The sequence below is a fragment of the Polaromonas sp. P1_E11 genome (assembly GCF_056405995.1).
The window spans coordinates 855184-880091 of record NZ_JBFUBA010000001.1 but is presented as its reverse complement, the minus strand read 5'-3'; the positions used below and the strand labels follow the sequence as shown (position 1 = coordinate 880091).

Genomic DNA, 24908 nt, shown 5'->3' with positions numbered 1-24908 from the left:
ATGTTGAAAGGCAATATCTTTCGTTTGAATAATAGTTGAATCCGGCTGACCATGCGTTCTTCTGTGATTGATTTGCATTGGGAGATAACTGGATGGTCCACACACATACCCTGGGTTTTCCGCGCATGGGCGCGAACCGGGAACTGAAATTCGCGCTCGAAAAACACTGGCGCGGCGAGATTGACCTGGCTGCACTGGAAGCCACCGGAGCCGGCCTGCGCGAGCAGCACTGGGCCGTGCAGAAAGAAGCCGGGCTGGACTTTGTCACGGTAGGCGACTTCGCTTTTTACGACCACGTGGCCAATCACATCCAGATGCTGGGTTGCGAACCGGCGCGCTTTGGCTTCACCGGCCAGGAGCCTTCGCTCAGCCGCTATTTCGCCATGGCGCGCGGCGTGAATGCGCACAACGACCCTGCACGCAGTGCCGACTGTGCGTGCGCGGATGACAAGGCAGGCGGCGGCAGCTTCGCGCTGGAAATGACCAAATGGTTTGACACCAATTACCACTACCTGGTGCCCGAATTCAATGCAGGAACGCAGTTCAGCCTTGCTTCGGAGCGCCTCTTCGATGAAGTGGCGCAGGCCCAGGGCGCCGGCCACCGGGTCAAGGCGGTGCTGCTCGGGCCACTGAGCTTTCTGTGGCTTGGCAAGGAAAAGACAGGCGACGATAAGCCCGGCTTTGACCGCTTCAGCCTGCTCGACAAACTGCTGCCGGTTTATGTGCAGATTCTCAGGCGGCTGAAGGCGCAAGGCGTGGAGTGGGTGCAGATGGACGAGCCCATCCTGGGCCTGGATTTGCCCGAGCAGTGGCGCTACGCCTTTGAGCGCAGCTATTCACAGCTAGCCCGCAACGCACCCCAGCTGCTGCTGGCCACCTACTTTTCGCCGCTGGCCGACAACCTCAGGCTGGCCTGCCAGCTGCCGGTGGCGGGCTTGCATGTCGATGCGGTGCGTGCGCCCGAGGAACTGGTGGGGGTGGCCGACTGGCTGCCTGCGCACAAGGTGCTGTCGGTGGGTATTGTGGACGGCCGCAACATCTGGCGCACAGACCCCGATGCGGCATTGGCGAAGCTGCGCGCGGTAACTGCCAGGCATCAGGGCGAACTCTGGATCGCGCCCTCCTGCTCGCTGCTGCACGTGCCTTTCAGTCTTGCAGCCGAGAACGCGCTGGATACAGAACTGCGCGCCTGGCTCGCCTTTGCTGTGGAAAAACTGGGCGAGCTGCGCATGTTGCGCGCGGCGTTCACGGGAGAAGAGTCTCTGGTTGCCAGGGAGCTTGCTTCAGCCCGCGCAGCTGTTGCGGCGCGCCGGCGCAGCCCCCGTGTGCACCGGGCCGACGTAGCGTTGCGTCTTGCACGCAGCGTTGCGGGCGACGATTGCCGCAGCTCACCTTTTCCGGTGCGCCAGGCCCTGCAGCGCGCCCGCCTTGCGCTGCCGCCGCTGCCCACCACCACCATCGGGTCCTTCCCGCAGACGCCGGAGATTCGCGCTGCGCGCGCAGCGTTCAAACGCGGCGAACTCGGCGCGGCGGGCTACCGTGAAAAGATGGAAGCCGAGATTGCGCTGGCGGTACGCAAGCAGGAGGCGCTGGGCCTTGACGTCCTGGTGCATGGGGAAGCCGAGCGCAACGACATGGTCGAGTACTTCGGCGAGCAGCTTGACGGCTTTGCCTTCACCGCCAACGGCTGGGTGCAGTCCTACGGCTCGCGCTGCGTCAAGCCGCCGGTGATCTTTGGCGATGTGGCGAGACCTGCACCCATGACGGTGGAATGGACGGCCCATGCGCAGAGCCTGACGAAGCTGCCGATGAAAGGCATGCTGACCGGCCCCGTCACCATCCTGCAATGGTCCTTTGTGCGCGACGACCAGCCGCGCAGCCTGACCTGCGAGCAGATCGCCTGGGCCATCCGCGACGAAGTGGTGGACCTTGAGAGGGCCGGCATCGGCATCGTCCAGATCGACGAGCCGGCCATTCGCGAAGGATTGCCGCTGCGCCGTGCGAGCTGGGCCGCGTACCTGCGCGCCGCCACGCGGGCTTTTCGCATCAGTGCCTCGGGTGTGCGCGACGAGACGCAAATCCACACCCACATGTGCTACGCCGAATTCAACGACATCCTGCCGGAAATCGCCGCAATGGACGCCGACGTGATCACCATCGAGACCAGCCGTTCCGACATGGAACTGCTGCGCGGCTTTGGCGCCTTCAGGTATCCCAATGAAATCGGGCCGGGCGTGTATGACATCCATTCACCGCGCGTTCCGACCGTGGACGCCATGGTGCGCTTGCTGCGAAAGGCCGCCAGCGTGATACCGGCGGAAAACCTCTGGATCAATCCCGACTGCGGGCTGAAAACGCGGGGCTGGCTGGAAACCGAAGCGGCGCTCGGCAACATGGTGCGGGCCGCGCAAGAAGTGCGCAAGGAGCTGGCGGCCTCCTGACGCGGTGCGCCGGGAGGGAGGGCGAATCAGGTGCCGCGCTTGAGGAAATGCGGAATCTGCATGCCGTCAGGAGAGTCCACATTGCGCGACATGGCCGGCGCCGTGCTGACCTGCACAGGCCGGCCGACCGCGCGTGCGGTACTTTGTGCGGACATGCGCGCGCCATGCACCAGGGATTCCTGCGCGGGCATGAGGCTGTTGGGAAGCGAGCTGCCCAGGCGCGCGGACGCGGCTTTGGCAGCGGGCGGTGGGTTGAGCAACCGGGCGCCCAGCGTTGCGGCGGTCGAAGGCAGGGGCGCGATCATCCGGACCGGGGCTTTGGCCGGCACTGTCGCGTGTCCCCTTTCGGGCGCGTCGTTGGCGGCTTGCGGCGGATACAACGTGGGGCGCAGCCACTCCAGGATCGGTTGCCACTGCTGCAGGTCTTGCGTTGCGGCGCTGGCCGGCAAGTCAAATATCGTCATGCCGCGCTCCAGGCTGCGTACATACAGCTGGGTTTCGCGCAGGGCGCCCAGGAAAGGCATGCCAAGGCTCTCAGACCACGCCTGCAGCGTTTTCGCGGCACTGGTGCGCCCGTCGATGCGCATGCCCACCGTGGCGAGCCGGCAGCGGCCGCTGGCCACGCGCGGCAACGCCATCAGCTCGGCGTGGCACTGCGCAGCCGATTCGCGGTCAAACATTGAATTGCATACCGGCATGACGATGACATCGGCAAACATCACCACGCGCGCCAGCTCAAAGCCGTGCATGCCGCCCGGCGTGTCAAGCACCACGTGCGTGATGCCGGTGGGCACACGCAGCATGTTTTTCTGGTCGACGGCCCAGGGCGCGATGGCGGGCAGCGCGGGGTCCCGGCGCTTGAGCCAGCTTCGCGCCGACTGCTGGCGGTCTACGTCGCCCAGCATGACCGAGCTGCCATTGCGCGCGCACCAGGCGGCGATGTGCGCGGCCAGCGTGCTCTTGCCACTGCCTCCCTTGCGGTTGACGACTGCGATAACCGGCATGACTGCTCCAAAGACGGATCGATGGAACAGTTTGATACATAAATAACGAAAAGTCCAGTGACCCTAAGCGCCATGGGCGCACGCAGCTAGTGTTTTTGTAGCAAAACGGCCCGGCCGAGGAAGAGGACAGTCCCGGGTCGTGGGGCGCGAGAGGGCGGTTGCGGCAGGCTTAGCCGACCGTGACGGCGGCGCCGTCGCCCTTGGGTGCGATCACACCGATTTCATACACCTGCTCGCCGGCGTCACGCAGGGTTTTGGCTGTGGCTTGCGCATTGGCGGCATCCACCACCACGACCATGCCGATGCCGTTGTTGAAAGTGCGGTTCATCTCGAAGTCGTCAATGCCGGCGGTTTTTTGCAACCAGGCGAACAGCTCGGTTTGCGGCCAGCTGCCCTTTTTGAGGTGGGCGGCCGTGCCTTCGGGCAGCACGCGCGGAATGTTTTCCAGCAAGCCTCCGCCGGTGATGTGGGCCAGCGCCTTGATCGGGTGGGCAGCCAGCGCGGCCAGCACGTTCTTGACGTACAGGCGGGTGGGCTCCATCAGGGCCTGCTTGAAGGGTTTGCCGTCAAGCTTCGCGGGAGCCGCAGCGCCGGCGCGTTCAATGCACTTGCGCACCAGGCTGAAACCGTTGGAATGCACGCCGCTGCTGGCCAGGCCCAGCACCACATCGCCGGGTTTCACATCCTTGCCGGTCAGGATTTTGGATTTCTCAACCGCGCCGACAGCAAAGCCGGCCAGGTCATATTCGCCAGACGGGTACATGCCGGGCATTTCAGCGGTTTCGCCCCCGATCAGGGCGCAGCCGCTCAACTCGCAGCCCTTGGCGATGCCGCCCACCACAGCCGCAGCCGTGTCCACGTCGAGCTTGCCGCAGGCGAAGTAGTCCAGGAAAAACAGCGGCTCGGCGCCTTGTACCAGCACGTCATTGACACTCATGGCCACCAGGTCGATGCCCACGGTGTCGTGCATCTGCCATTCAAAAGCCAGCTTGAGCTTGGTGCCAACGCCGTCGGTGCCGCTGACCAGCACGGGCTCCTTGTAGCGCTTGGGCACCTCAAACAGGGCGCCAAAACCGCCAATACCTGCCAAAACGCCCTCCCGCATGGTTTTTTTGGCCAGCGGCTTGATGCGTTCGACCAGCGCGTCACCTGCGTCGATGTCGACGCCTGCGTCTTTGTAGCTCAGGGGGGAAGTGGAGGAGGTGGTCATGTGTCGGCTTTGATGCAGTGGGAGGGCAGGCGGTCAGAAGGCGGATTTGCAGCCCGGAAGCGGCCTGCAAGCCCGATAGAATTCAGCCTGAGATTCTAAAGGCTGCCCATCAGGCGCCTTTCGGGCCTTTCCAGGGACTTTTTCCAGGGTTCCTTCCGGCAAGCTCAACCCAAGGCTGTATGCAATTCACCACCACCCAAAAACGCGCCACCGCCTGGTGCGCCATCGCCGCGCTGGTCATCCTGGCGCTGTGGCTGCTGGGGCCGGTGCTGGCACCCTTTGTCATTGCCGCCGTGCTGGCCTATGCGTTGACGCCGCTCGTGAACCGGCTGGACGACATGGGCAAGGGCCGCCTGCCGCGCGTGGTGGCGGTGGTCATGGTGGAGTTCCTCTTCATCGTGGCGCTGTTCGGCCTCTTTTTGCTGATCGTGCCCATCATGGCCAAGGAGCTGCCTGTGCTGCGCGAGCAGGTGCCGCTGCTGGCCGACAGGCTCAACACCAGCCTGGCGCCGTGGCTGGCGCAGTTCGGCATCCATGTCGCGCTGGACGTGGGCAGCATCAAGGCCTTTGTACTCAAGTACCTCAATGCCAATTTTGAAGACCTGTTCGGCTCGCTGATGTCGTCACTCAAGCTGGGCGGCAGCGTGGCGCTGGCCATCATCGGCAATGCGGTGCTGATTCCCGTGGCGCTGTTTTACCTGCTGATGGACTGGGATAAATTTGTCGCTCGCGTGCTCGAACTGGTGCCGCCGCACCTGCGCGCGGGTTTTGACAGCTTCACTGACGAAGCCGACTCGGTGCTGGGCCAGTACCTGCGCGGCCAGCTGCTGGTCATGCTGATCATGGCGGTGTTTTACGCGGTGGGCCTGGCGCTGTTCGGTCTGGATCTGGCCCTGCCCATCGGTGTTTTCACGGGCCTGGCGATGTTCATTCCCTACCTGGGCTTTGGCCTGGGCCTGATGCTCGCGGTGCTGGCCGGCCTGCTGGAGTTCGCTTCGCTCAAGGCGCTCGTCATGGTCGCCGTGGTCTACGGCATCGGGCAACTGGTGGAAAGCCTGTACCTCACGCCGCGCCTGGTGGGCGAGCGCATCGGCCTGCATCCACTGGCGGTGATCTTTGCCTTGCTGGCTTTCGGCCAGATGTTCGGCTTTGTCGGCGTGCTGGTTGCGCTGCCGGCCAGCGCGGTGCTGCTGGTGGGTATACGCCGCATTAAAGCCAGCTATATGGCCAGCCGGCTTTACAACAAGGCCGGCTAAGGCTGAACAGGGTCAGGATGAACGCATGGCGGGCATGAAACAGATTGCGCTGGACATCGGGCTGGCTTCCGCCCCGTCGTTCGCCAATTTTTTTGGCGGGCCGAACGAAGCCGCGCTCCGGCACCTGGAACTGTGGGCCGGCAACACGCTGCGCTCGCCGGTACCAACCTACCTCTGGGGTGAAGCCGCCAGCGGCAAAACGCATTTGCTGAAAGCCGTACGCGAAGCGCTGCGCGAGCAGGGCGCCGCCAGCGGCTGGATGGACGCCTCCATGCTCGAGCCGCCCGAGTTCAACGAATCCTGGGCGGCCGTCATCCTGGACGACTGCCATCTCTACACCGCGGTGCAGCAGCAGGCGGCCTTCAACTGGTTTGTCAACGCGCTCAGCGCGCCCGACGGCCGCCCGCGTTGGGTGCTGGCCGCCGGCCAGATGCCGCCGGCCGACCTGGCGCTGCGCGAAGACCTGCGCACCCGGCTGGGCTGGGGCCATGTGTTTGCCCTGCAAGCCCTGACCGAACCCGAGCGGCGCGCCGTGCTGCGGCGCGAGGCCGATGCGCGCGGCGTGTTCCTGAGCGACGAGGCCATGGATTTCATGCTGACCCGCTTTTCGCGCGACCTGGGCAGCCTGATGCAGCTGCTTGACCAACTGGATGCATACGCCCTGCAAACCAAACGGGCCATCACGATTCCCTTGATCAAATCGATGCTGGAGAGCGAATAAGTGAATGTGACTGCGAAATGACTGCTTCCCGCAAGATTGCCTTATTTGACCTGGATCACACGCTGATCCCCATCGATTCCGATTACGAATGGGGCGAATTCACCATTGCGCTGGGCTGGTGCGACAGCACCGAGTTCAAGCGCCGTAACAACGAATTTTTCGAGCACTACCGCGCCGGCACGCTCGACATCCACGAATACGTGCGCTTTGCCACTGAAGCCATCCGCAAGCAGGGCGCTATCAATTCAGGAGCTGGTCACGCACGATTCATGCGGGACGTGGTGCAAAAAGCCATTACAAAGCAGGCGCTGGCGCTGGTAGATGGCCACAGGGCCGCGGGCGATGAACTGGTCATCGTCACTGCCACCAACGAGTTCGTCACGCGGCCCATCGCCGACGCTTTCGGGGTGAAAGAGCTGATCGCGGTCGAGCTGGAGCGCGACGCCGACGGCTGGGTGACCGGCGAGATCAGCGGCACGCCCTCGGCGCGCGAAGGCAAGGTCACCCGCGTGGAACAATGGCTGGCGGCCCGAAACCTCGGCTGGAACGACGTGGAAACCACGTTTTACACCGACTCCATGAACGATATTGCCCTGCTGGAGAAGGCAACCCACCCCGTCGCCACCAACCCGGACGCCCGCCTGCGGGCCCTGGCGGCAGAGCGCGGATGGCGCATACTTGACCTGTTTATCTAGTTATCCATGATCAAAAAATTTATCGACAAGCTGTTTGGCAAATCAGACAGCGCAGATCCCGGCGCCAAGCGGGTCAAAAAATCACCTTTCGGCCAGCGCCAGGATGTCACCGTCAAGGAGCACGGCATTGACGTCTCGCTGGTGGACGACCGCGCCATGGACGTGGTGCGCACCCTGAAAGACGCCGGCTACGAGGCCTATATCGTCGGCGGTGCGGTGCGCGACCTGCTGGTCGGCCTGCGCCCCAAGGACTTCGACGTCGCCACAGACGCCACGCCCGAGCAGGTCAAGTCGCTGTTTCGCCGCGCCTTCATCATCGGCCGGCGCTTTCGCATCGTGCATGTCATCTACGGCCGCGGGCGTGAGCATGAAGTGATCGAAGTCTCGACCTTCCGCGCGCACCTTGACAGCAGCCTGGCCGAGCAGGTCGGCGGCAACGAGCGCACCAGCAAAAGCGAACTCGCCGGCATGAAGCATGCGGTCGATGCGTCGGGCCGAGTGCTGCGCGACAACGTCTGGGGCCCTATCGAGCAGGACGCCGCGCGCCGCGACTTCACCATCAACGCGATGTACTACGACCCCGAGACGCAGGTGGTGGTCGACTATCACAACGGCATCAGGGACGCCAAGAAAAAGATCATCCGCATGATCGGCAACCCGGCCGTGCGCTACCGCGAAGACCCGGTGCGCATCATCCGCGCCGTGCGCTTTGCCGCCAAGCTCAGCGCGCTGGGCTTCAAGTTTGAAGACAAGACGGTGGCCCCTCTGCGCGAGATGAAGGGCCTGCTGGCTGATGTGCCGCAGTCACGCCTCTTCGACGAAATGCTCAAGCTGCTGCAGACCGGCCATTCGCTGGCCAGCATCGCGCAGCTGAAGTTCCTGGGCCTGGGCACCGGCATTTATCCGCTGCTCGACGTGGTGGTTGAAAACGCTGACGAACCTTTCCTGAAGCTCGCCTTGCAAGACACCGACCGCCGTGTTGGCGAAGGTAAGCCGGTGGCGCCCAGCTTCTTGCTGTCGTGCGTGCTGTGGTTTGACGTGCGCGAAGGCTGGGAGCGTCGCAAGAAGCGCGGCGAACACCTCATGCCGGCGTTGCAGGACGCCATTGACGATGCCTTCAACGCCAAGATCGGCGACGTGTCGGGCCGCGGCAAGCTGGGCACCGACATGCGCGAGATCTGGACCATGCAGCCCCGCTTTGAAAAGCGCACCGGCAGCGCGCCGTATTCGCTGCTGGACCAGCCCCGCTTTCGCGCCGGCTTTGATTTCCTGCGCCTGCGCGCGCAGACCGGCGAGATCGACATGGAGCTCGCCGAGTGGTGGGAAAAATTCAGCACCGCCTACGACGACGAACGCCACGCCATGATTGAAGAGGCGCGCCAGGCGCAGCAGAACAAGCCGCAGGCGCCTCGGGTTCGCGTCAAGCGTGTTGATGCTGAGCCTGGTTTGGGCCAGACAAGCCCTGCCGAACGCACCGTGCCCGATGCGGCGGATGCATCCGGCGAACAGGGCGACGTCGCACCCGCCAAAAAACGCCGCCGCCGCCGCAAGCCGGCCAACCGTGGCGGCGCAGGTGGGGCTGAAGGCGCAGGCGGCGAGTCTGCTGCTTTGCCTTCATCGGACAGCACTCCAAACACCTGAGGCTCGTATGGTTTGCGCCTACGTTGCCCTTGGCGCCAATTTAGGAGATGCCGCAGCGGCACTGCGGCAGGCCGTCCATGCGATAGGCCAGCTGCCGCTCACGCAGGTCAGCCGGTCTTCCAGCCTCTACAAAACAGCGCCACTCAATACCGACTCGGGCCTGGAATCTGTGGCACCCGGCAACGACTACCTCAACGCCGTCGTCGAACTTGAAACCGGCCTGACGGCTCCTGACTTGCTGAGCCATCTGCAGCAGATCGAACAGCTGGCTGGCCGGGAAAGACCGTACCGCAATGCACCGCGCACCCTCGACATGGATCTGCTGCTGTATGGCAGCGCGCGCATGGAATCAGAGCAGCTCACGCTGCCGCATCCGCGCATGATGCAGCGGGCCTTTGTGCTGGTGCCGTTGGCAGAGATTGCGCCCCGGTTGATCACTCGCGAGCAATTGGAGGCGGTTGCTGAGCAGCGCATTGAGCGGGTCGGCAAGTAAACGTACCGTTTTACTTAGTCGCCGGTGTCCCGCGGCATCGCGGCAAGGCTTTCTGTCCATCGCAGTGCTGAACTACACCACTTTTGCCTTTTCGGAATCAGAGCCTCGCGCTCCGCAATGCAACCCACTCTGAGGCCGTAGATCTTCGCGTCATCCGCCGCATAGGTGTAAAGCGGTGACCCACAATTCGGACAGAACGCTTGCGCGCGCCGGGCACCGTTGTCGCCAACTTTCACATAGATCGCCGGCTCGCCTGCAATGAGGTGAAATGAGCCTTCATGGGCAGGTACGGAGACCCGGTAGGCCGAACCCGTGAGCTTTTGGCAATCTGTGCAATGGCAGATGGTGGTTTGCGCGGGGTCCACCTTCGCCTCGTAGCGAATACTTCCACAGTGACAACTTCCATGAACCTGCATACAAACTCCGAGATGTTTGCCTTGGCTTGCGATTCTTGCCGTTCGATGCCCCGAGAGCCAGACTCTATGGAGCCAGCCGCTCACGCAACCACCCCGCATCGCCCTGCAACGTATAGCGCAGCCGGTCATGCAAGCGGCTTTTGCGCCCTTGCCAGAACTGCCAGTTGTCGGGCTTGAGGCGGTAGCCGCCCCAGTGCGGTGGACGTGGCGGCTGCAGCAAAAATTTGGCGCCGTATTTGGCTGCATTGGCCACCAGCACGCTGCGCCCGGCAATCACTTCGCTTTGCGGGCTGGCCCAGGCGCCTATGCGTGAATCGAGCGGGCGGCTGCTGAAGTAAGCATCGCTTTCTTCGGCGGAGACTTTTTCGACCACGCCTTCAATGCGAACCACGCGTTCGAGCTCCACCCAATGGAACTGCAGCGCCGCATACGGATTGCCGGCAAGCTCTTGCCCTTTGCGGCTGTCGTAGTTGGTAAACCAGGTGATGCCGCGTTCGTCATAGCCCTTGATCAGCACGATGCGGGTGGAGGGGCGCAGGTTGCTGGCCACGGTGGCCAGCGTCATGGCGTTGGGCTCGGGCACTTCGGCGGCGATGGCTTCTTTCAGCCATTGGTCGAACTGTTTGAGCGGGTCGGCTTCGGACGCGTCTTCGTTGAGTTCGGCGCGCTCATAGCTTTTGCGCAAGTCGGCAATGGAGAGGGGGGGCTGGCTCATGCCCCCGATTGTGCCCGCACAGGCCATATCCTTGCCTGTTGGCGAGGTTGGCTACGTCGGTGCTTGATAGCGAATTAATATTCGTTTATATTCACACCCTTCCATGAAGCCCAAAGACGACGAAAAGCAGCGCGCCATTGCCGAGGCCACCTTCAACCTGGTGGCCCAGACCGGCCTGAGCGGCCTGACCATGGCCGACATTGCCCGCACGGCCGGCATCGCCACCAGCACGCTATACGTCTATTACCCGTCCAAGGACGAGCTGATCAGCCAGCTCTACGAAGAAGCCAAGACCGCGACCATGCTGCGCCTGATGGATGGTGTGGTGCCCGGGACCCCCTTGCGCAGCCGGGTACGCCGCCTCTGGGGCAATCTGCTGCGGCACCGGCTGGAGCGTTATGCCGAGGTCGTGTTCCAGGAGCAGTACTACAACTCTCCCTGGTTCACGCAAGGCAACCGCGAGTTGTCGACCCGACTGGCGGCGAGCTTCTTTGCTTTGATCGAGGAGGGCCAGAAGCAGGAGATTTTCAAGCCTGTGCCCTTGCCGTTGTTAACGGCTACCCTGGTCGGCTCGGTGCGGGAAACCGCCAACCTGATACGCACCCAGGTGCTGCCTGACGACGAGGCGGTGCACCAGGCGGCCTTTACCCTGTGCTGGGATGCCATCAAGGCCTGAATCTTTGAAACGCCCCTGAAAGGGCAATACCCCTCAGTTCTGCATGCCCAAGTTTTTACGGATAAAACCCTGATTTAAGCGAATATAAATTCGACAAGTAGCCCTCCCTTTTTGTCCCTTTTGATTTCCCTCACTAACAAAAACCGCAAGGAGTTCCACGATGCCCACCCTCAACATCAATGGCAAGGACGTATCCGTCAACGCCGACCAATCCACTCCCATCCTCTGGGCCCTGCGTGACACGCTGGGCATGACAGGCACCAAGTTCGGCTGCGGCGCGGCGCTGTGCGGTGCGTGCACCGTGCATCTCAACGGCGCGGCCATTCGCTCGTGCATCACGCCTATCTCTGCTGCCGCCGGCCAGAAGATCACCACCATCGAAGCCGTGGCGACTGACCGCGTCGGCAAGGCCGTGCAGGACGCCTGGGTCAAACATGACGTGGCGCAGTGCGGCTATTGCCAGAGCGGCCAGGTGATGAGCGCCACCGCCTTGCTCAAGGCCAACGCCAAACCAAGCGATGCCGACATCGACGGCGCCATGGCCGGCAACATCTGCCGCTGCGGTACCTATGTGCGCATTCGCGCTGCCATCAAAGACGCCGCCCAGGCATTGGCTTAATTGGTTTAAAGAAGGAGAACAACATCATGTATTCCAATACCCCAGATGCCTTTGATATCGCTTCTCAACTGCCAAAAGGCCTTCAAGCCCTTATGAATCGGGCGCAAGCAGCTACTAAAACCATAGCAGATGCCGAACTGCCGCGCCGCAACTTCCTCAAGGTTGCGACGGCGGGCGGCTTTGCACTCGGCGCTTTTCCGCTGCTGGCGCCAGCGCAGACCATGGCCACTGCCGGCGCGCCCGCTGCCTCCAGCCTCAAGCCCACCCAACAGCCCTCGGCCTTTGTGCGTATCGACAAGGACGGTACGGTGACCGTCACCATCAACCGGCTCGATTTCGGGCAGGGCGTGCAGACCGGCCTGCCGATGATCCTGGCCGAAGAGCTGGATGCCGACTGGGCTTTGGTCAAAAGCCAGCACGGCAACGCCGACCCGGCTTATGTGGATCCGGCTTTCGGCATGCATCTCACGGGCGGCTCCGGCTCGATCAAAAACTCCTATACGCAGTACCGCGAACTCGGCGCGCGCACCCGCGCCATGCTGGTCTCGGCGGCCGCGCAGCAATGGGGTGTTGATGCGGGCAGCCTGCGCACGCAGCAAGGCGTGGTCATTGGCCCGGGCGGCAAGCGCCTGACCTACGGCGAGCTGGCCGAAGCGGCCATGAAGCTGCCGGTGCCCGAAGCGGTAACGCTCAAGGACCCGAAGCAGTTCCGCATCATCGGCAAGCCCACAGGGCGTTTGGATGCACGCGCCAAATCGACCGGCAACCAAAGCTACGGCATCGACGTGCGCCTGCCCGGCATGCTGACGGCTGTAGTGGCGCATCCGCCGGTGTTTGCCGGCAAGCTCAAGTCGCTGGATGACACCGCGGCCAAAGCCGTTCCCGGTGTGAAGGCCGTGCTGCGCGTGCCGCTGGACCGCGGCGGCGAGGGCGTGGCGGTGGTGGCCGAAGGCTACTGGGCTGCCAAGCAGGGCCGCGATGCGCTCAAGGTCGAATGGGACACCAGCGGCGTCGAGAAGGTCGACAGCGTGCAGCAACTGGCCAGCTACCGCGCGCTGGCACAGAAAACTGGTGCGCTCAAATACAAGGACGACATCAGCAAGCTGGCGTCGGCACCCAGGAAGATCAGCGCCGAGTTTGTCTTCCCGTACCTCGCCCATGCGCCCATGGAGCCGCTCAATTGCACCGTGCAGCTGAGCGGGCAGGGCGCCGATGCCAAAGCCGAACTCTGGCTGGGCACGCAGATGCCAGGCCTGGACACGATGGCTGCCTCCAAGGCCCTCGGCGTGGCGCCGCAAAACATCAAGATGAACGTGCAAATGGCTGGCGGCGGTTTCGGCCGCCGTGCGATTCCGACCAGCGACTACGTGGTTGAAGCCTGCAATGTCGCCAGGGCCGCACGCAGCGCCGGGCTGACGGCCGGGGTGCGCACGCTGTGGAGCCGTGAAGACGACATCAAGGGCGGTTACTACCGTCCCATGCATGTGCACCGCGCCGAGATCGGTTTTAACGACAACGGCGAGATCCTCGGCTGGGACCACGTCATCGTCGGCCAGTCGATCCTCGCCGGCTCGCCGTTTGAAGCCTTTATGGTCAAGGATGGTGTAGACGGCACGATGGTTGAAGGCATGAAAGAGCCTTACGATATTCCGATGCGTCTGTCTGTGCATCACCCCAAGCTCAATGTGCCGGTGCTCTGGTGGCGCAGCGTGGGTTCTACCCACACGGCGTACGTGATGGAAACGCTGATCGACGAAGTCGCGCGCAGCGGCGGGCAAGACCCTGTGGCCTGGCGCATGAATCAGTTTGGCAACAAGCACCCGCGCCATGCGGCCGCGCTGCAGCTGGCGGTCGACAAATCCGGTTACGGAAAACGCACTTTGCCCGCCGGGCGCGCCTGGGGCGTGGCGGTGCATGAGTCGTTCAACACTGTAGTGGCTTATGTGGTCGAAGCGTCCGTCAAGGACAACACGCCGGTGCTGCACGGCATCACCGCAGGCGTGCACTGCAACCTCGCCATCAACCCGACCAGCATTGAAGCGCAGGTGCAGGGCGCCGCGCTGATGGGTTTGTCGATGTGCCTGCCGGGTGCAGCCATCACGCTCAAGGACGGTGTGGTCGAGCAAAGCAATTTTGGTGACTTCCCGGTGCCGCGTATCACCGACATGCCCACGGTGGCCGTGTTCATCGTGCCCAGTGCCGATGCGCCCACGGGCCTCGGTGAGCCCGGCTTGCCGCCGCTGGCACCGGCATTCGCCAATGCGATCGCCAAGCTCACGGGCAAACCTGCGCCGCGCGAGCTGCCCTTCAAGCTGGCGTGATGGCAGGCCGCAAGCCCACGGTGCTGGTGCTGGCCTCAGGCCGGGGTGAACGCTTTGCCGCGTCGGGCGGCGGCACGCACAAGTTGCAGGCGCTGCTGGCCGGCAAGCCGGTGCTGCAGCACACGCTGGCTGCCGTGGCTGCCAGCGGCCTGCCCTGGCATCTGGAAGATGCCGGCTACCCTGGCATGGGCGACTGCATCGCGGCGGCCGTGCGGGCCACGCCCGAGGCTGCGGGCTGGTTGGTTTTGCCGGGTGATTTGCCGTTGGTGCAGGCCGCCACGCTGCGGGCGGTGGCCGACGCGCTGGCGCAGCACGCGGTGGTGGTGCCGATGTTCAGGGGCACGCGCGGCCACCCGGTCGGGTTTTCGGCCGCGTGCCGCGATGCGTTGCTGGATTTAAAGGGAAATCAAGGTGCGGCGCCCGTTGTACGGGCGCAAGCAGCTATCAATTCTGTAGCATTCATTGACGTGACCGATGAAGGCACAGTCACCGACATCGACACGCTGGACGATTTGCGCCGCGCTGAAGAACTGCTCGCCACGCGTTGATTGCGGGGAAGTAAAAACGTGAGCCCGAGATAGTGAGCAGCCGTGAAGGTCCCGTTCAAGCCGGGGCCGCGGAACCGGCTTCGCCGGGCCGCAGGCGCAGCGCCCCCTCGGGGGGCAGAGAGCTACGCGAAGCGAGCGAACGTGGGGGCGCTAGCTTTTAATCACGGCACAAGCTAATCGCGGCCCGGAATTTCCGGTGGGCTGGGTCTTGTAGTCATCCGGGTCGCGGTGAACGATCAGCCCCTTCCCGACGATGTCGGTTGTGCCGCTGCCGACTGAGAGGGTCTTTGATTCAAAGCTGAATTTCGCGATGCCGCTGGCATCGGCTTTCAGGCTGGGCAGGTCGCCGGTGTGGTGGGCCATGTCGGCATGGCTGCCGTGCTGCTGGCCCGTGGGGTTGAAATGCCCGCCCGCACTCATGCCGTCGCCGCTGGAGCAGTCTCCTTTTTCATGCACATGAAAGCCGTGCTCGGCATTGGGTTTGAGGCCGCGTATCTCGCCCGAAACCAGCACCTTGTCGCCGCTCTGCACGAAGCTGACGGTGCCGCTGGCGGTATTGCCGGTGGTGCTTTGCAGCTGGGCCGTGGCGCGCGGGCCGCTCATGGATGAGGCGCAGGCGGCCAGCACAAAGGCGGCGGCAAGGGCGGTGGCGAGCGGTGCCAGGTGGTATTTCATGGTGCAGGTCTCCTGATGGTTGATTCAGTGGCTGACTGTAGGGCGCCTTGCCCCTGCTGACAAGGCCGGGGCATCCGGTGTTTAAGCCTATTTGGCCAGCTCCAGCAGCTTTCCCAGTGCGTGGTCGTGGATTCCCAGGGTTTTAAGCTTGTCGTAGGTGAGTTGCGCATATTCCCGGGTGGTGCCGTAACGGCCGCAGGAGTCGGAAAAGATCTGCCGGTAGACATCTTCGCTGAGTACGCCCGTATGGTTGGGGCTGCGCTTGGACAAGGTGAAGGCCAGCGCCCGCACATTGCCCTCTGCAGTCTGGCAGCGCAGCCACTTGGGGTCGTACACGCCGTTGGGCATTTCACGTTTCCACAGCGCAGGCAGGGCGCCAGCGACCTGCGCCTGCGGTATGCGAAACACCATGCCCTTGCAGCTGCCGCCGTGCAGGAGGCCAAACACCAGGCCTGGGCATTCCGGCGTGCCGCGGTTCAGGCGGCTCCACATCTTCAGGGCGCGATGGTAGCCGTGGATAGTGGCAAAACGTTCTTCGGCATGTTCAAACTCCGGGCGCCAGATGAGCGAGGCATAGGCGAAGATCCAGAGGTCGCTTTGGCCGCCCCATTCGCGGATGACGGTCTCGAGCATGTGGTCCGGGTTGCGGGAAACGCTGATGCCAGGGCTGGCGGCTTGTTGGGCTGAATTTTCCACAGCCGCACTTTACAATGCGCTGAGTTTTTTGTGACGGATTTAGTGACGGGAGTCGGGCAATGTTTTCTCAGGACGATGAAGGCCAGCAAGGCTTGGTGTTGGCGGTCGTTCTCGGCCTCCTGGCCTTCGTGATCGCGCTGGTGGTGGGGCTTTGCGTGCATCGGCTCGGCCGGTCGCCTTCAGCCGCTGTTGTGCCTGCCCAAATATCCCTGCCCGTGCCCGTGCCAGAGATGGCCCCGACGCCTGCCCTGCCAGCGAGCACCGTGGAGAATGCCGCGAACAATGCCGGCCAGGCTTTGCAGGCTGCAGCCGACGCCGCCAGCGTGAAGGTGGAGCAGGGCGCGGTGCGGTTTTATTTTGCTTCGGGCGATGCCGACCTTGCGGACGGTGCGGGTGCTGCCCTGGGTGAAGTGGTCAAGGCCGCCAAGGCCGGCCGTACGCTGGTGATCACCGGTTTTCACGACGCCACAGGGGACGCCCAGAAAAATGCGGCGCTTGCCCGGCAGCGCGCCCTTGCCGTGCGCGAGGCGCTGAAACAGGCCGGTGTTTCCGATCGCCAGATCGTGCTGAAAAAACCAGAGCAGCTTGTGGGCGGCGGCAGCGATGCCGAAGCGCGGCGTGTGGAAATTACTCTCCAGTAAAGCCGCATCCACGGGTTGTTTCCGAACTTTGCAGAACAGCTTTTGCGGCTGCGTTTCGTAACCACGTAGTAACCATGCGGCGGTAAACAGGCCGGTAACCCGTTACCATAGAGTCAGTAATAAAGTTACATACCCAGTGACTTTGACCATGACCGGAGTTACAACATGGCCCTTCACCCCGCAGTTTCAAAAATCACCGCCCGCATCGCAGAGCGCAGCCTTCCCACGCGCAGCGCCTACCTTGCACACCTGCGCGCTGCCGCCAGCCGCGAACCCGGCCTGGACCGCATGGGTTGCGCCAATGTGGCGCATGCCTTTGCCGGCATGCCGCTGGACGACCGCTTCAAGGTGGTGGCAGAGCGCAAGCCCAACATTGGCATAGTCACTGCCTACAACGACATGTTGTCGGCGCATACCCCGCTCCAGGCCTACCCGGCCTTCATCAAGGACGAGGCGCGCAAGCTGGGTGCCACGGCGCAGGTTGCGGGCGGCGTGCCCGCGATGTGCGACGGCGTGACGCAAGGCACCAGTGGCATGGAGCTCAGCCTTTTCAGCCGCGACGTGATTGCGATGGGCACGGCCGTTGCGTTGTCGCACGACATGTTCGACGCCGCGCTGATGCTGGGTGTATGCGACAAGATCGTGCCGGGCCTCCTGATCGGTGCGCTGCATTTCGGGCACCTTCCCACGGTGTTTGTGCCGGCCGGCCCCATGACGTCGGGCATTCCCAACAAGGAAAAAGCCCATGTGCGTGAGCAGGCCGCGCAGGGCCTGGTCGGCCGCGATGCGTTGCTTGACTCCGAATTCAAGTCCTATCACAGCCCCGGCACCTGCACCTTCTACGGCACCGCCAACAGCAACCAGTTGCTGCTTGAAGCCATGGGCCTGCATGTGCCCGGCACCGCGTTTGTGAACCCCGGCAACGCGTTGCGTGAGGAGCTCACGCGCGAGGCGGCGCGCACCGTGCTGGGCATCATCAAGTCAAAGCGTTTCGCGCCCATCGGCCAGATCGTCGATGAAAAAGCCATCGTCAACGCCATGGTGGCCCTGCTCGCCACCGGCGGCTCCACCAATCACCTGATCCATTGGGTAGCCGTCGCGCATTCGGCCGGCATCGTGATCGACTGGAATGATTTCTCCGACCTTTCCGACGTGGTGCCGACGCTGGCCCACGTCTATCCCAACGGCAGCGCCGACGTGAACCAGTTCCAGGCCGCAGGCGGGCCCGGCTTCATCATTCGTGAATTGCTGGACGCGGGCTTCATGCACGAAGACGTGCTCACGGTGCGCGAAGGCGGCATCCGCGAATACACACGCGAGCCGGCGCTGGCCGGCGCGGCGCTTGCCTGGCACGACGTGGGCGCGTCCAAAGACGAAGCCATCGTGCGCACGCCCGCCAAGCCCTTTAGCGCCACTGGCGGCCTCAAGCTGCTGCAAGGCAACCTGGGCCGCAGCGTGATCAAGGTCTCCGCTGTGCCCGACGACCGCCATGTCATCGAGGCGCCCGCGCTGGTGTTTGATTCGCAGGAAGCCCTGCACATCGCGTTCAGCGCCGGAAAACTCAACCGCGACGTGGTGTGTGTGGTGCGCTGGCAAGGCCCGCAAGCCAACGGCATGCCCGAGCTGCACAAGCTCACGCCGCCGCTGGCCGTGCTGCAGGGCAAGGGATTCAAGGTCGCGCTGGTCACCGACGGCCGCATGAGCGGCGCTTCGGGCAAGGTGCCGGCCGCCATCCATGTGTCGCCCGAAGCTGCTGCAGGCGGCCCGCTGGCCAAGGTGCGCGACGGTGATGTAATTCGTGTGGATGCCATCACCGGCGAATTGAAGGTGCTGGTGAACGATGCAGAATGGATCGCGAGGCCTGTCGACACCATGCCTGCCGATTTGCGCGCAGCCAACGGCATCGGCATGGGACGGGAGTTGTTTACCGGTATGCGCCGTCACGCGCTGACAGCTGAAGAAGGAGCTTTATCGTGGATGTGAATCTCAACGTCAGCGGAAAACTGACCCCCCTGCAGATCATGCAGGACGCCCCCGTGATACCCGTGATTGTGCTGACCGACGTGAGCCAGGCGGTACCGCTGGCACGTGCGCTGGTGGCCGGCGGCATCCGCATGCTCGAAGTCACCTTGCGCACGCCGCAAGCGCTGGCCTGCATTGAGGCCATTGCGCGCGATGTGCCCGAAGCCGTGGTGGGGGCGGGCACTGTGCGCAGTGCCGCCGACGCCCAGGCCTGCGCCATGGCCGGTGCACGCTTTGCGGTAAGCCCCGGTTACACCCATACGATGGGGCAAGCCTGCAAGGATGCCGGGCTGCCGCTGCTGCCAGGGGTGGCTACCGGCAGCGAGATCATGATGGCGCAGGAAGACGGCCTGACCGAACTCAAATTTTTCCCGGCCATGCAGGCGGGCGGCCCAGCCATGCTGAAGGCCTGGAATGGCCCCTTTGGTGATGTGCGGTTTTGCCCGACGGGTGGCGTCACGGTGGCCAATGCGCCTGAGTTTCTGGCGCTGCCCAATGTGGTGTGTGTGGGCGGTTCCTGGCTGACCCCTGCGGACACGCTGGCTCGCGGGAACTGGTCACACGTCACCGCACTGGCTTTTCAGGCCTGCCAGCTGGCACGCAACGCTGCCTGAGCCTGGCGGCCTGCCCGCTATTTATGAGGAAAATAGCGCTCCCAGCCTTTCTGGATGAGCGCAAGCAGCTATTAAAAGAATAGCGGCGAAGCGCAATGAGCTAACGCAGGCCGGCGCCCGCAGCGCTTTCATCACGCTGGATCAGCTCAATCTTGTAGCCGTCCGGGTCTGTCACAAAAGCAATCACCGTGGTGCCGCCCTTGACCGGGCCGGCCTCGCGCGTGACGTTGCCGCCCGCCGTCTTGATCTTCTCGCAGGCTACATAGGCATCAGGCACGCCCAGCGCGATGTGGCCAAAAGCCGTGCCCATTTCGTAGCTTTCGGTGCCCCAGTTGTAGGTCAGCTCGATCTCGGCCTGCGCCGGATTGCCTTCATAGCCGACAAAAGCCAGGCTGTATTTGTACTCGGGGTTTTCCGACGTGCGCAGCAGCTTCATGCCGAGAACCTGGGTGTAGAAGTCGATGGAGCGCTGGAGATTGCCAACGCGCAGCATGGTGTGTAGGAGTCGCATGGGGGGATTATCGTGCGGTCTCCGAAAAATTGCAGCCAGCACGCGTGGCCCTGCTTGTCGCGGCGCACCAATGCTGTTCTGCTATCTTCTCCTTGCCAGGTCTGGCATTATTTTGGGCACAAATGGAAAAATTCTGGTTCGAGCTCACAAGAGTCACGCTGCTCCTTGCTCTGATGGGGCTTGTTCCGATGTCCGGTTTCGCTGCTGATCTGGCCTCCGGCCCACCGGAATCTGCAACGCGCGGCGATTGGAAGGGGCCTGTTTCAGAAGGAGCGGATCCAGCCAGCCTTAAAACCGGCATGGCACTTTATCAGGCTGCCAGATCGGGCCGGATTGAAACGGCTGAAGCACTGATTGCACGCGGCGTAGATGTTAATTTTCGGGAGCCACTTAACGGCTTCACGCTGTTGCATGCCGCGGTGTCTTATATCGGAACTCAGCCACCGGATATGTATGGCCGCATGCGGAAAATGGATAGCGGGCATATACGTGCCAAGCTAAAGCTCGCAGAGCTGCTGATTGCCAAAGGTGCCGAGGTCAACTCAAAAAGCAGGGGCGGTATGACGCCACTGCACGAAGCCGGTTCAGCAGAGCTGGCCCAACTGCTCATTGCGCATGGAGCCGGCGTCGATGCCGAGACTGCGGACGGAGCTACGCCGCTCTTTTTTGCAGCAGGGCGAGACAAAGAAGAAGTCGAAATGCTGCTCGCCCATGGCGCGAATGTGAATCACAAACTCCGGGATGGCCGCACACCTCTGGACGTGGCCGTCAATGTGAAGGAAAGAGAAATGGTTGCTTTCCTGATCGCCCGCGGCGCCGATGTGAATGTCAGGGATCGTGATGGCGCCACTCTGCTTGAGCGAACTATTTCAGAAGGGTCATCAGATCGGTTCTCGAGCAACGGGCTTGCGCTTGCGAAGCTGCTGCTGGCCAGCGGTGCGAAGTTGAATGTAAAGCCAGGACTGCGACTGACGGAGCTGCACTGGGCGGTAGTCGCCGGCGATCCGTCTTTGGTGGAGCAGCTGCTGGCAGTGGGTGCATCCCTGAATGCCGAAGACCGTGATGGCAGAACACCCATGTCAATCGCAATCGAAAACGATAACCTGCCGATGGCCGAACTCCTGATTTCGCTTGGTTCGGATGTCAATGCCAGGGACCGATCGGGAAAGCCGCTGCTGCTTACTCTGGTTCAACAGCAGCGCTACGCGTTGGCGGAGGTATTTTTAAGAAACAAGGCTGAAGTCAACAACAAAGGCAACAGCCCAAAGTCGGCGCTGTTTGAGGCGGTTGAACTCGATGCAGCATCAGCGGCCCAGGCTCGATTTCCCGGGGTGTCAGCGGCGCCGAGCAATGGCAGCGGCAGCAGCGTGCGGCGGGCCACTGCTTTGCAATTCATCGACCTTCTGATTTCCTATGGTGCTGATGTCAATGAAAAAAATGACCTCGGGGAAACGCCGCTGCACCTGGCTTTCACCGCAGAAGTAGCCCGGCGGCTGATTCGGGAAGGGGTGCCTGTCAATGCGCCGCGTAAAGATGGTGCAACCCCGCTGCACAGGGCGGTATCTGGGGAAAGAGCTGAAGTTGTATGGAGTCTGCTGGCGAACCGCGCCAAGGTGAATGCGAAAGATGCCAAGGGTGAGACACCCTTGCATCAGGTGAAAAGTGGAAAGATGGTCCGGACGCTGCTTTCGCGTGGAGCCGCTGTCGATGTACGTAGGGCAGATGGTGCCACCCCGCTCCATCTTGCCGCGGTCTATGGTCGCCCCGACGTCGCCCGGATGCTGGTTGCTCGAGGCGCCAACGTCAACGTGGCTGACAACTCGGGAAACACGCCCTTGTCATACATCACGGAGGCGCTGGAGAGGCGGGATTTTGCGGTAGTTGCCGAGGATATTGAGCAGATTCGTGCCCTGCTGCTCGGGCATGGCGCCAAGTCGGCCACGAAGATCAGAGACCGTCAGTCGCCGGATCCGCGCTGAATCAGGCGAGGTCTTTTTCTGCGCATGCCGAATTGCGGGGAATGGTAAATATCAGCTTGGTGCTGGTGCGATCATTTTTGCCGGCACCTCAAATACCAGACAAGTCGTCGTCGCATGCGCATACAGCTTGCCGTCCGGCCCGACGATGCGGCCTTCGGCGGTGGCCATCTGCCGGCCGCAATGGATGACGGTGCCGATGGCGCGCAGCGGCCCGGTCTTGTGTGAGGCGGCGCGCACGATGTTGATGCTGAGTTCGGCGGTGGTGTAGGCCCGGCCGACTGGCATCATGGTGTGCACTGCGCAGCCTACGGCGGAGTCGAGCAGTGTGGCGTACCAACCGCCGTGCACGGTGCCCAGCGGGTTGTAATGCTTGAGTTGCGGTGTGCCCTGGAAGGTGGCCTTGCCGGGTTCGATCTCAATCAAGGCGAAATCCAGCGTCTCGGCAATGTGGGGATAGGGCAGCTTGCCCGCCAGCATGGCCTGCATCACTTCCATGCCGGTCTTGCCTGTCACGTCTTCGGGTCGGGCCAGGCCGGGCTTACCACCGCCGTCCATCATGCGGGCGCGCACCGCAGCGCTTTGCTCCATCCAGTGAGTCAATGTGTCTTGTGGGGTCATGGCATTCATAAAAGTTGCATATACAATAGTTGTAGGTACAATGAAATTATGAACGAGAAAATCCGCCTGTCAACCCAGGCCGAACTCAAGGTGCAGGGCTGCACCAATGTCAAGCTGCGCCAGCTGATGCGCCGCGTCGCGCACCACTACGACCTGGAAATGACCAAGGCCGGACTGAAGACAACGCAGTATTCCCTGCTGACTTATGTGCTGAAGCTCGGCCCCATGCGACCGGGCGAGCTGGCGCGCGGCATGAAGATGAGTGCCTCCACCCTCACGCGCAACCTCAAGCCGCTGATCGACGCCGGCTGGATTGAACTCGCCGCAGGCACCGATGCCCGCAGCCGCACCGTGGTGCTGACTGATGCGGGCCGCGCCAAACGCGAGGAGGCCCGATCGCGGTGGAGGGCGGCGCAGGAGCAGCTCAACGCGCTGCTGGGAACCGGGCGTGTGCTGGCCCTGCATAACCTGATCAACGAATCTTTAGAGCTTTTGTCCCCCATCGAATCTGGAGCTGATGATGAGTAATACCGAGCTTTCCCCTTCCGCGTCCAGCGTCGCGCCTTCCGCTCCTTCCACTGCACTGCCAGCGCGTCGCATCGCGATGTGGCTGGTGCTGCTGGCCGCCGGCGGCACCTTTGCCCTCACCATGGGCGTGCGACAGACCATGGGCCTGTTCCTCTCTGCGCTCAATACTTCGACCGCACTGGGTATCGGCAGCATCAGCCTTGCCTTCGCTTTCGGCCAACTCTGGTGGGGGCTCACACAGCCCTTTGCTGGCGCAGTGGCCGATCGTATCGGCACAGGCCGCGTGATCTTTTTGGGTGTCGTGCTGGTCGCAGTGGGCACCATCATCACGCCGCTCATGACCAGCACGGCCGGCCTGATCTTTGCCATTGGCGTGCTCGCGGCGGGCGGCGCCGGCATGGCGGGCCCTTCGGTGCTCATGGCCGCCAGCACGCGCCTGGTGCCACCGGAAAAGCGGGGTCTTGCCACCGGCATCGTCAATGCGGGCGGCTCTTTTGGGCAGTTCGCGATGGCGCCGATTGCCATTGGCCTGACTGCCGCTGTCGGCTGGGCCAGTGCGATGCAGTGGCTGGGTGTGCTGGTGCTGCTGGCTGTACCGGCAGTGCTGGTGCTCAAAGGAAATTCGAAGGCGCTGGCGGCGCAGGCCGCGGCAGCTTCGGGCACCAAAGCGCTCAGTGCGCGCCAGGCCATCAGCCAAGCGATAGCAACACCCAGCTACCGTTACCTGGCCGCAGGTTTTCTGGTATGCGGCTTTCACGTGGCCTTTCTGGCGACTCACCTCCCTGGCGTGATAGCGGCCTGCGGTTTACCACCCGAAATTGGCGGTTGGTCGCTTGCAATGATCGGTCTCTTCAACATCGTCGGCAGTCTGGCCATGGGTTGGGCCGTCGGCCGCTGGCGCATGAAGTCCTTGCTGGCGCTGCTCTATGCAACGCGTGGCCTCGCCGTACTCATCTTTTTGCTGGCGCCCAAGACCCCCGCCGTGATGTTGATCTTCGCCGCCGTTATGGGGGTGACCTTCCTGTCGACCGTTCCACCCACGGTGGGCCTGGTCGCCAAGATGTTCGGTACGGCCAACATGGCCATGCTGTTTGGCGTGGTCATGCTGTCGCACCAGGTAGGGGGCTTTTTCGGTGCTTATCTGGGCGGCTATATATTCCAGGCCACCGGCAGCTACGACTGGGTCTGGTACATCGACATCGTGCTGGCCGCAGGCGCCGCGCTGGTGAACCTGCCGATCCGCGAAGCGCTGCTGCCGCGGCAAATGGCCGCCAGGGCCGCAACCTGAGTGTCTGCCTAAGGGAAAGAAATGCATGAGCAATATTCCTGAAGCCGGCATTCCGGAGCCCCGTTATCTCGACGACCTCACGGTAGGCGACCGCTTCGTCAGTGGCGAGCACGCACTCGACGAGGCGCAAATCACCTCATTCGCCGCGCAGTTTGATCCGCAGCCGTTTCACCTGAGCGATGAGGCGGCCAAGGCCACGCTGTTTGGCGGCTTGGCTGCCAGTGGTTGGCACACGGCGGCCATCACGATGCGGCTGCTGGTGGGCGGTGGTTTGCCATTGGCCGGCGGCATCATAGGGGCCGGCGGTGAAATCAGTTGGCCCAAGCCCACGCGTCCCGGCAATGTGCTGCATGTCGAGACCGAAGTGGTGAGCTTGACGCCCTCGGCTTCACGGCCTGACCGGGGCAGGGTGGTGGTGCGCAGCCAGACGCTCAACCAGCATGGCGAGGTGCTGCAGCAGTCGGTCTACAACCTGGTGGTTCCACGCCGGCCTGCCTGAGGAATAGGCTGGCGGCGATTTCGCTGTTGCGCCTGTAAGCGGGTGTGCCAGAATCGACGCAAGCAGGCAACTTGCGGGAAA

The 24908-nt window shown here is 63.0% G+C and carries 25 protein-coding genes; 17 read left to right on the top strand and 8 right to left on the bottom strand.

The features are described 5' to 3' along the window. The first annotated feature begins 92 nt into the window (after nucleotides 1–92). Nucleotides 93–2441: a 5-methyltetrahydropteroyltriglutamate--homocysteine S-methyltransferase gene (gene metE / locus AC1D11_RS04425; RefSeq protein WP_477647360.1), complete on the top strand. Its 2349-nt coding sequence runs from the start codon at nucleotides 93–95 to the stop codon at nucleotides 2439–2441. Between the two features lie 26 nt (nucleotides 2442–2467). Here the strand turns inward: metE and AC1D11_RS04420 are convergent, their stop codons facing one another. Both AC1D11_RS04420 and purM read right to left on the bottom strand, forming a co-directional pair. After that, the gene (locus AC1D11_RS04420; protein WP_477647361.1) at nucleotides 2468–3445 is read right to left on the bottom strand and encodes a division plane positioning ATPase MipZ; all 978 of its coding nucleotides are present in this window, start codon (nucleotides 3443–3445) and stop codon (nucleotides 2468–2470) included. A 169-nt stretch (nucleotides 3446–3614) separates the two neighbouring features. After that, nucleotides 3615–4655: a phosphoribosylformylglycinamidine cyclo-ligase gene (gene purM / locus AC1D11_RS04415; RefSeq protein ID WP_457279297.1), complete on the bottom strand. Its 1041-nt coding sequence runs from the start codon at nucleotides 4653–4655 to the stop codon at nucleotides 3615–3617. Nucleotides 4656–4834: 179 nt separating this feature from the next. On the opposite strand from purM, the gene AC1D11_RS04410 reads away from it, so the two are divergent. Genes AC1D11_RS04410 through folK form a run of 5 tightly spaced genes read left to right on the top strand, consistent with a single transcriptional unit; the run spans nucleotide 4835 to nucleotide 9461 of the window. Further along, nucleotides 4835–5911 (top strand): AI-2E family transporter, encoded by a 1077-nt coding sequence (locus AC1D11_RS04410; protein WP_477647362.1) that lies wholly within the window; start codon nucleotides 4835–4837, stop codon nucleotides 5909–5911. A gap of 34 nt (nucleotides 5912–5945) precedes the next feature. After that, a complete protein-coding gene (hda, locus tag AC1D11_RS04405) occupies nucleotides 5946–6632 on the top strand; it encodes a DnaA regulatory inactivator Hda (protein WP_457279795.1) in 687 nt (228 codons plus the stop codon). 17 nt (nucleotides 6633–6649) lie between these two features. Continuing rightward, the gene (locus AC1D11_RS04400; RefSeq protein WP_477647363.1) at nucleotides 6650–7327 is read left to right on the top strand and encodes an HAD family hydrolase; all 678 of its coding nucleotides are present in this window, start codon (nucleotides 6650–6652) and stop codon (nucleotides 7325–7327) included. Between the two features lie 6 nt (nucleotides 7328–7333). Further along, entirely contained in the window at nucleotides 7334–8968 is a 1635-nt protein-coding gene (gene pcnB / locus AC1D11_RS04395; protein WP_477647364.1) for a polynucleotide adenylyltransferase PcnB, read from the top strand. A 7-nt stretch (nucleotides 8969–8975) separates the two neighbouring features. After that, nucleotides 8976–9461, top strand: a complete 486-nt coding sequence (gene folK / locus AC1D11_RS04390; RefSeq protein ID WP_477647365.1) for a 2-amino-4-hydroxy-6-hydroxymethyldihydropteridine diphosphokinase — start codon at nucleotides 8976–8978, stop codon at nucleotides 9459–9461. Nucleotides 9462–9475: 14 nt separating this feature from the next. On the opposite strand, the gene AC1D11_RS04385 is transcribed toward folK, so the two are convergent. After that, the gene (locus tag AC1D11_RS04385) at nucleotides 9476–9877 is read right to left on the bottom strand and encodes a GFA family protein (RefSeq protein ID WP_477651166.1); all 402 of its coding nucleotides are present in this window, start codon (nucleotides 9875–9877) and stop codon (nucleotides 9476–9478) included. Nucleotides 9878–9941: 64 nt separating this feature from the next. Next, a complete protein-coding gene (pdxH, locus tag AC1D11_RS04380) occupies nucleotides 9942–10592 on the bottom strand; it encodes a pyridoxamine 5'-phosphate oxidase (protein WP_477647367.1) in 651 nt (216 codons plus the stop codon). A gap of 103 nt (nucleotides 10593–10695) precedes the next feature. Here pdxH and AC1D11_RS04375 point away from each other — a divergent pair, with 103 nt between their 5' ends. From AC1D11_RS04375 to AC1D11_RS04360, 4 genes are all read left to right on the top strand, one after another. Continuing rightward, the gene (locus AC1D11_RS04375; protein WP_477647368.1) at nucleotides 10696–11268 is read left to right on the top strand and encodes a TetR/AcrR family transcriptional regulator; all 573 of its coding nucleotides are present in this window, start codon (nucleotides 10696–10698) and stop codon (nucleotides 11266–11268) included. Between the two features lie 160 nt (nucleotides 11269–11428). Beyond that, nucleotides 11429–11887 (top strand): (2Fe-2S)-binding protein, encoded by a 459-nt coding sequence (locus AC1D11_RS04370; RefSeq protein WP_477647369.1) that lies wholly within the window; start codon nucleotides 11429–11431, stop codon nucleotides 11885–11887. 26 nt (nucleotides 11888–11913) lie between these two features. Then, on the top strand, nucleotides 11914–14208 hold the full coding sequence (locus AC1D11_RS04365; protein WP_477647370.1) for a xanthine dehydrogenase family protein molybdopterin-binding subunit: 2295 nt from the start codon (nucleotides 11914–11916) through the stop codon (nucleotides 14206–14208). Further along, nucleotides 14208–14756 carry a nucleotidyltransferase family protein gene (locus AC1D11_RS04360; RefSeq protein ID WP_477647371.1) on the top strand — a complete coding sequence of 183 codons (549 nt, stop codon included), beginning with the start codon at nucleotides 14208–14210 and terminating at the stop codon, nucleotides 14754–14756. The genes AC1D11_RS04365 and AC1D11_RS04360 overlap by 1 nt, the downstream gene beginning before the upstream one ends. Nucleotides 14757–14906: 150 nt before the next feature. Here the strand turns inward: AC1D11_RS04360 and AC1D11_RS04355 are convergent, their stop codons facing one another. Both AC1D11_RS04355 and AC1D11_RS04350 read right to left on the bottom strand, forming a co-directional pair. Next, nucleotides 14907–15431 carry a superoxide dismutase family protein gene (locus tag AC1D11_RS04355; RefSeq protein ID WP_477647372.1) on the bottom strand — a complete coding sequence of 175 codons (525 nt, stop codon included), beginning with the start codon at nucleotides 15429–15431 and terminating at the stop codon, nucleotides 14907–14909. A gap of 87 nt (nucleotides 15432–15518) precedes the next feature. Further along, nucleotides 15519–16064 carry a gamma-glutamylcyclotransferase gene (locus tag AC1D11_RS04350; RefSeq protein WP_477647454.1) on the bottom strand — a complete coding sequence of 182 codons (546 nt, stop codon included), beginning with the start codon at nucleotides 16062–16064 and terminating at the stop codon, nucleotides 15519–15521. A 122-nt stretch (nucleotides 16065–16186) separates the two neighbouring features. Between AC1D11_RS04350 and AC1D11_RS04345 the strand changes: the two genes are divergently transcribed. The 3 genes from AC1D11_RS04345 (at nucleotide 16187) to eda (ending at nucleotide 19404) form a co-directional block, all read left to right on the top strand. Then, nucleotides 16187–16768 (top strand): OmpA family protein, encoded by a 582-nt coding sequence (locus tag AC1D11_RS04345; RefSeq protein WP_477647373.1) that lies wholly within the window; start codon nucleotides 16187–16189, stop codon nucleotides 16766–16768. 165 nt (nucleotides 16769–16933) lie between these two features. Continuing rightward, on the top strand, nucleotides 16934–18751 hold the full coding sequence (edd, locus tag AC1D11_RS04340) for a phosphogluconate dehydratase (RefSeq protein ID WP_477647374.1): 1818 nt from the start codon (nucleotides 16934–16936) through the stop codon (nucleotides 18749–18751). Further along, nucleotides 18742–19404 (top strand): bifunctional 4-hydroxy-2-oxoglutarate aldolase/2-dehydro-3-deoxy-phosphogluconate aldolase, encoded by a 663-nt coding sequence (eda, locus tag AC1D11_RS04335; RefSeq protein ID WP_477647375.1) that lies wholly within the window; start codon nucleotides 18742–18744, stop codon nucleotides 19402–19404. The genes edd and eda overlap by 10 nt, the downstream gene beginning before the upstream one ends. A 100-nt stretch (nucleotides 19405–19504) precedes the next feature. Here eda and gloA read toward each other — a convergent pair whose 3' ends face one another. Beyond that, nucleotides 19505–19915: a lactoylglutathione lyase gene (gene gloA, locus AC1D11_RS04330; protein ID WP_477647376.1), complete on the bottom strand. Its 411-nt coding sequence runs from the start codon at nucleotides 19913–19915 to the stop codon at nucleotides 19505–19507. A 44-nt stretch (nucleotides 19916–19959) separates the two neighbouring features. Between gloA and AC1D11_RS04325 the strand changes: the two genes are divergently transcribed. Beyond that, nucleotides 19960–21894: an ankyrin repeat domain-containing protein gene (locus tag AC1D11_RS04325; protein ID WP_477647377.1), complete on the top strand. Its 1935-nt coding sequence runs from the start codon at nucleotides 19960–19962 to the stop codon at nucleotides 21892–21894. Nucleotides 21895–21945: 51 nt separating this feature from the next. Here AC1D11_RS04325 and AC1D11_RS04320 read toward each other — a convergent pair whose 3' ends face one another. Then, entirely contained in the window at nucleotides 21946–22521 is a 576-nt protein-coding gene (locus AC1D11_RS04320) for a PaaI family thioesterase (RefSeq protein WP_477647378.1), read from the bottom strand. Between the two features lie 39 nt (nucleotides 22522–22560). On the opposite strand from AC1D11_RS04320, the gene AC1D11_RS04315 reads away from it, so the two are divergent. From AC1D11_RS04315 to AC1D11_RS04305, 3 genes are all read left to right on the top strand, one after another. Continuing rightward, a complete protein-coding gene (locus AC1D11_RS04315) occupies nucleotides 22561–23040 on the top strand; it encodes a MarR family winged helix-turn-helix transcriptional regulator (RefSeq protein ID WP_477647379.1) in 480 nt (159 codons plus the stop codon). Nucleotides 23041–23116: 76 nt separating this feature from the next. Further along, on the top strand, nucleotides 23117–24328 hold the full coding sequence (locus tag AC1D11_RS04310; RefSeq protein ID WP_477647455.1) for an MFS transporter: 1212 nt from the start codon (nucleotides 23117–23119) through the stop codon (nucleotides 24326–24328). A gap of 25 nt (nucleotides 24329–24353) precedes the next feature. Continuing rightward, the gene (locus AC1D11_RS04305; protein WP_477647380.1) at nucleotides 24354–24827 is read left to right on the top strand and encodes a MaoC family dehydratase; all 474 of its coding nucleotides are present in this window, start codon (nucleotides 24354–24356) and stop codon (nucleotides 24825–24827) included. The last annotated feature ends 81 nt before the right edge of the window (nucleotides 24828–24908 follow it).